A 6,314-nucleotide genomic window follows, 5' to 3' on the forward strand; every position below is an offset into this window, starting at 1 on the left:
GGCGCCCGTCGGGGGTCACGTGGTGGCCGGCGAACAGGCCGACGTGCCGGTTGAAGCCGACGTGCGGCAGGTAGAGGGTGGCGATGCCGTCCAGGATGCGGTTCCAGCGGTTCACGCCGGTGTGGCAGTCGGTGATGTACTCGCCGCGCAGGTCGGCGTTGAGCGCGGTCAGGGCGGGCAGGCGCACCTCCACCAGGCGGCCGTCCTCGACCCGCTGGACGGTGGCGCTCGCCTCGGTCAGCAGGTGGTCGTCCTTGCGGCGCTCCTCCTGCCAGCGGCCCTTGAGGCCGGCCGTGTAGTAGTTGGCGACGTTCGTGGAGGTCTCGCCGCCGAACAGGTCGAGGCTGACGCTGTAGTGGAAGTTGATGTACTTCTGGATGACCTCCAGCGGGATGCCACCATATTTCTGGATGTCGTCGGTGTCGTGTTCGCGCATCAGCATCGCGGTCCGCTCCACCACCCGGTCCACGCCGGTGGTGCCGACGAACATGTGGTGGGCCTCCTCCTTGAGCATGAACTCGCAGGTGCGGCTGAGCGGGTCGAACGCGCTCTCCTTCAACGTGCCGAGCTGGTACTTGCCGTCGCGGTCGGTGAAGTAGGTGAACATGAAGAACGACAGCCAGTCGGGCGTCTCCTCGTTGAAGGCGCCCAGGATGCGCGGGGAGTCCTCGCTGCCGGAGTTGCGCAGCAGCAGCGCCTCGGCCTCGTCGCGGCCGGTGCGGCCGAAGTAGGCGTGCAGCAGGTAGACCATGGCCCACAGGTGGCGGCCCTCCTCCACGTTCACCTGGAAGAGGTTGCGCAGGTCGTACAGGCTGGGGGCGGTCAGCCCGAGCCGGCGCTGCTGCTCGACGCTGGCGGGCTCGGTGTCGCCCTGGATGACGATCAGCCGTTGCAGCTCGGCGCGGAACTCGCCGGGGACCTGCTGCCAGACCGGCTGCCCCTTGTTCTGGCCGAAGCCGATGCGGCGGTCGGGGTCGCGCTCGGCCAGGAAGATGCCCCAGCGGTACTCGGGCAGCGCCACGTGGTCGAAGTGCGCCCAGCCCTCGCGGCCCACCGACACCGCCGTGCGCAGGTAGACGTCCTGGGTGGGCAGCGCCGGCCCCATCTCGCCCCACCAGCGCAGGAACCCGGGCTGCCACGACTCCAGCGCCCGTTGCAGGCGCCGGTCCTCCGACAGGTTGACGTTGTTCGGGATGCGCTCGCCGTAGTCGATGGACATGCCCACCTCGCTCGGACTCGGTGCCTGCTTTCGACAATACTCCGTCGCGGCGTCAAACGTCTGTAGCATTTATGTTCCTGAGGAGGCCGCATGCCCGTGCACCGCATCGAGGACGACCAGCCCGCCGGACGCTGGCAGGACGCCTTCCTGTCCGGCAACGGCGAGTACGGGATCATGGTGTACGGCGAGCCGCACGCCCAGCGCGTCGTGTTCAACCACCACCGGTACGTCCTGCCCAACGGCACCCGCGACCTGCGGCCACCGGCCATCGCCGACCGGCAGGACCGCATCAGGGAGCTGATCCTGTCCGGGGACCCCGTCGAGGCGCAGCGGCTGGCGGCCGGCGGGCGCTCGCTGGAGTGGACGCAGTCCTTCCACCCCGGGCACGAGCTGGTCGTCACGGGCTCGTCCGGCGGCCCCTACCGGCGGGTCACCGACTTCACCAGCGGGGAGATCACCGTCACGTCGGGGGCGGACGTCCACCGGGCGTTCGTGTCGCGCGCGGACCGCGTCGTGGTGCAGCACCTGACCGGTGACCTGCGGCTGAGCCTCACGGGTGACCTGCCGGGCAAGCCGGGCGACGTGGTCTGCGAGACCTCGGCCCATCAGGGCGAACATGTCCTCCTCGGGGTGCGGGGCGCCTATCCGGCCGGGCTCGGGGCGGCCGGGTTCGAGGGGCTGACGCTCGTCCTGGGGGACGACGTGGCGGTGGCCGGGAACGATGTGGTGATGCGCGGTGAGGCGCTGCTGCTGACCAGGCTCGACCGGTACGAGGAGCCCGGCTGGGGGACCGGGAGGCTGGCGGACGGGCTCGCCGACCTGGCCGGCCGCTCGTACGAGGAGCTGCTGGAGCGGCACGTCGCCGTCCACCGCCCCGTCTACGAGCGGGTCACCCTCGACCTGGGCGTGCCCGGCGACAGCCCCGTGGGCGAGCTGATCACCGAGCCCACGCCCGCCCTGGTCGAGCGGCTGTTCCACTCCGGCCGCTACCTCCTGCTCAGCTCCTCCGGGGTGCTGCCGCCCCGGCTCACCGGCCTGTGGCTCGGCGCGTGGGGAGCGGCCTGGTCGGGCGACTTCACCACGGACGCCAACCTCAACCTGCAGATGGCCGGGGTGAACATCGGCGCGATGCCCGAGGTCATGACCGGGTACGCCGCCCTGATCCGCGACCAGATCGACCACTGGCGGACCAACGCGCGCGAGATCTACGGCATCGACGGCATCCTCGCGCCCAGCCGTACGGACGGGGAGAGCGGCTACCTGTTCCACCTCGACGAGCAGTGGCCGTGGACGATGTGGCTGGCGGGGGCGGACTGGCTGCTGTACCCGCTGCACGAGCACCACCAGGTCACCGGTGAGCTGCCCGCCGAGCTTCCCGGCTGGCTGGGGGAGGCGGCCCGGTTCTGGGAGTCGTTCCTGACGCGGACGGGGTTCGTCGTGGTGCCGTCGTTCTCGCCGGAGGTGGGGCCGGGCGGCGCGGCGTACGCGAGCGTCAACGCCACCATGGACCTGGCGGCGGCCCGGCACGCCCTGACCGTCGCGGGGTCGCCGCTGGCCGAGCGCGTGCCGGCGTACAGGGTCGACGAGCGCGGCGCGCTGGCGGAGTGGGCCTGGGACGGCGCGCCCGCGCACGAGGACCACCGGCACGTCAGCCACCTCTACCCGGTGTGGCCGCTGCACGAGATCAACCCCGACGACACGCCGGAGCTGGCCGCGGCCGCCCATCGCGCCCTTGAGCTGCGCGGCGACGAGAACCTGTCCGCCCACGGCAGCCTGCACCGGGCGCTGGTGGCGGCCCGGCTGAAGGACGGGGCGCTGGCGCAGGAGAACCTGCTGAAGATCCTGGGCGCGAACATGCTGTTCCGGTCGCTGATGACCGCGCACAACCCCGACCTGGAGATCTACAACGCCGACGCCGCCCACACGCTGCCGGGGCTGGTCATCGAGCTGCTGGTGGACTCGCGTCCCGGAACCGTGGAGCTGCTGCCCGCCCTGCCGGACCTGCTCCCGGCGGGGACCGTCCGGGGAGTGGCCTGCCGGGGCAGGGTCACCGTGGAGGAGCTGACGTGGTCGCCGCAGGGGGTCAGGGCGGTGCTGCGCTCCCCGGTGGACCAGCGGATCGTTCTGGTGCACCGCGCGTCAGGGTGCCGCCGGGAGGTCGAATTGACGGCGGCGACACCCTGTTATGTGGAGCTTGTTTGAGTGCGAACTTATTTGAGGACGGCGCAGCCGACCCACTTGATGATGTGCCTGTCCTTCTTGGTGAACTCCTGCGCCTTCTTCTTGGTCTCGAAGTGGCGCTTGTGCAGCCGGCCCTTCTCGTCGCGGAAGCTGACCTGCAGGCGGTCGCCCTTCCTGTGCTTGACGACGCACTTCATCTCTCCGGCCTCGCCGCACGCCTCGTCCTCGGGGCCGAGCCTGCGGACGACGGCCCTCTTGTCGTCGACTCTGAGCGCCTCGTCGCTGATCTTGCCGTCCTTGATCCTCAGGTCCTTGACCTTGACCTTCTCGCCCTTCTCGATGCGGATGACACCGGCGGGTTCGGCGCACTCCAGGATGGGCGTGAGCTGATCGCTGGTGATCAGCTGCGGCTGGTGCGGGTCGTCCGAGGCGAAGGCCGGCGCGGAGAGGGCGGCGGTGGTGCCGAGGGCCGCGATCGTGATGACGGCGGCGCCGAGTGCGCGCTTCATGTGACTCTCTTCTCTGCGGGAAACAAGTGTTTGCGGACCGGCCGGTCACCATGAAGATTGCCGGGCGAGGTGTTAACTCCGTGTATGACAGAAAGGGAGGCGCGGCTCGCCTTCTTTAACTCCGGCGAATACCGGAAATGCGCGGTGCGGAAATAGGCGCCCGCCGGGGAGACGGTGGCATGGCCCCGTCCAGGACGGACGGCGGGTCCCGGCCGGTGTATTGACGATCCCGCAGGCAGAAGCTACGGTCGTCTCATAATAGACAGGAAACTTTCCTAAAAGTTCACTGTCGGGCCTGCCATCCCACCCCCAACCGCCGGATGTCGGAGCATCTATGAGACACACCATCCTGAGCAAGGGCCTAGCGGTCCTGGCGGCCTTGACGCTGCCACTGACCGCCGTGGTCGCCACCCCGGCCGGCGCGTACGGCGCCACCTCGTCCGCTTATGCCGCCGCGGCCTGGGCACCGTGGACCGCGTACGCGGTCGGCGCGCGCGTGACCTACAACGGCGCCGACTACGAGTGCGTCCAGGCCCACACCTCCCAGCCCGACTGGACCCCGCCCGCCGTGCCGGCACTCTGGAAGCCGGTCACCGGGGGCGGCGGCGACACCACCGCGCCGTCCGCGCCGGGCAACCTGCGCTCGACGGGCACCACGTCCAGCACCGTCTCGCTGGCCTGGGACGCCTCCACCGACAACGTGGGCGTCACCGGTTACGACGTGTACCGCGGCTCCACGCAGGTGACCACGGTCACCGGCACCTCCTACACCGACACAGGGCTGGCCGCCTCGACCAGCTACTCGTACACGGTCCGCGCCCGTGACGCCGCCGGGAACGTCTCGCCCGCCAGCAACGCCGTCAGCGCCACCACCACGGGCGGCAACACCGGCGCGCCCGGCCAGCCCGGCGCGCCGAACGTCACCGGGTCGAACGGCTCCTCGATCAGCCTGTCCTGGGGCGCCTCCTCCGGCACCGTCACCGGCTACCGCGTGTACGAGGGCGGCACGGTCAGAGCCACAGTGACCGGCACCTCGGCCACGATCGGCTCCCTGGGCGCGTGCACGTCGCACACGTACACGGTCAAGGCCTACAACTCGGCCGGCGAGTCGGCCTCCAGCGCGCAGGTCACCGGCACCACCACCGGCTGTCCGGGCGGCGGCAACAAGGTGCTCGGCTACTTCGTGCAGTGGGGCGTCTACCAGCGCGGCTACCACGTCAAGAACATCGACACCAGCGGCTCGGCCGCCAAGCTGACCCACATCAACTACGCCTTCGGCAACGTGACCAACGGCCAGTGCGCGATCGGCGACAGCTACGCCGACTACGACCGCTTCTACCAGGCGGGCGAGAGCGTGGACGGCGTCGCCGACACCTGGGACGCCGGCGCGCTGCGCGGCAGCTTCAACCAGCTGCGCAAGCTCAAGAGGAAGTACCCGAACCTGAAGGTGCTGTTCTCGTTCGGCGGCTGGACCTGGTCCGGCGGCTTCGGCCAGGCCGCGCAGAACCCGACCGCCTTCGCCAACTCCTGCTACAACCTGGTCGAGGACCCGCGCTGGGCGGACGTGTTCGACGGCATCGACATCGACTGGGAGTACCCGAACGCCTGCGGCCTGAGCTGCGACAGCAGTGGCCAGGCGGCCTACCGGAACCTCATGGCGGCGCTGCGCGCCCGCTTCGGCTCCGGCAACCTGGTCACCTCGGCCATCACCGCCGACGGCACCAACGGCGGCAAGATCGACGCCGCCGACTACGCCGGCGCCGCGCAGTACGTCGACTGGTACAACGTCATGACCTACGACTACTTCGGCGCCTTCGCGGCACAGGGGCCCACCGCCCCGCACTCGCCGCTGACCTCCTACAACGGCATCCCGACTCCGGGCTTCTACAGCGACGCCGCGATCCAGAAGCTCAAGAGCAAGGGCATCCCGTCGAGCAAGCTGCTGCTCGGCATCGGCTTCTACGGCCGGGGCTGGAGCGGGGTCAGCCAGGCCGCGCCCGGCGGCTCGGCCTCGGGGCCGGCGCCAGGCACGTACGAGCAGGGCATCGAGGACTACAAGGTGCTCAAGACCCGCTGCCCCTCCACCGGGACCGTCGCCGGCACGGCGTACGCCTACTGCGGCAACCAGTGGTGGAGCTACGACACGCCGAGCACCATCGGCGGCAAGATGAGCTACTCCAAGACCCAGGGCCTCGGCGGAGCGTTCTTCTGGGAGCTCAGCGGCGACACCACCAACGGTGAGCTGATCACCGCGATGAAGAGCGGCCTGGGATAGCCACTCGGGACCGGCCCCACCGGGCCGGTCCTTCCACGACGCGCGGCGGGGCCGGCCCACCAGGCCGGCCCCGGCGTGCGATTCTTGGATCATGGGACTCATCGTCACCACCGGCGCCACCGGCCGCCTC

The 6,314-nt window shown here is 70.3% G+C and carries 4 protein-coding genes; 2 read left to right on the forward strand and 2 right to left on the reverse strand.

The genetic code is table 11. From position 1 onward, the window contains the following. Positions 1 to 1,219, reverse strand: a 1,219-nt coding sequence (gene boxB / locus KME77_RS09240) for a benzoyl-CoA 2,3-epoxidase subunit BoxB (protein WP_219463956.1), incomplete at its 3' end; no start/stop codon positions are given. Positions 1,220 to 1,309: 90 nt separating this feature from the next. On the opposite strand from boxB, the gene KME77_RS09245 reads away from it, so the two are divergent. Continuing rightward, complete coding sequence (locus tag KME77_RS09245; RefSeq protein WP_219463958.1) at positions 1,310 to 3,421, forward strand: glycosyl hydrolase family 95 catalytic domain-containing protein; 2,112 nt, start codon at positions 1,310 to 1,312, stop codon at positions 3,419 to 3,421. An 8-nt stretch (positions 3,422 to 3,429) separates the two neighbouring features. Here KME77_RS09245 and KME77_RS09250 read toward each other — a convergent pair whose 3' ends face one another. Beyond that, the gene (locus KME77_RS09250) at positions 3,430 to 3,909 is read right to left on the reverse strand and encodes a hypothetical protein (protein WP_219463959.1); all 480 of its coding nucleotides are present in this window, start codon (positions 3,907 to 3,909) and stop codon (positions 3,430 to 3,432) included. A gap of 334 nt (positions 3,910 to 4,243) precedes the next feature. Between KME77_RS09250 and KME77_RS09255 the strand changes: the two genes are divergently transcribed. Next, positions 4,244 to 6,184, forward strand: a complete 1,941-nt coding sequence (locus tag KME77_RS09255) for a glycosyl hydrolase family 18 protein (RefSeq protein WP_219463961.1) — start codon at positions 4,244 to 4,246, stop codon at positions 6,182 to 6,184. Positions 6,185 to 6,314 lie beyond the last annotated feature (130 nt).

Origin of the sequence: Nonomuraea rhizosphaerae, assembly GCF_019396405.1 — a bacterium.
GTDB lineage: Bacteria > Actinomycetota > Actinomycetes > Streptosporangiales > Streptosporangiaceae > Nonomuraea > Nonomuraea rhizosphaerae.

Coding starts and splice junctions, on each gene's coding strand:
- KME77_RS09245 (WP_219463958.1), top strand. CDS start 1,310: ATGCCCGTGCACCGCATCGAGGACGACCAGCCCGCCGGACGCTGGCAG.
- KME77_RS09250 (WP_219463959.1), bottom strand. CDS start 3,909: ATGAAGCGCGCACTCGGCGCCGCCGTCATCACGATCGCGGCCCTCGGC.
- KME77_RS09255 (WP_219463961.1), top strand. CDS start 4,244: ATGAGACACACCATCCTGAGCAAGGGCCTAGCGGTCCTGGCGGCCTTG.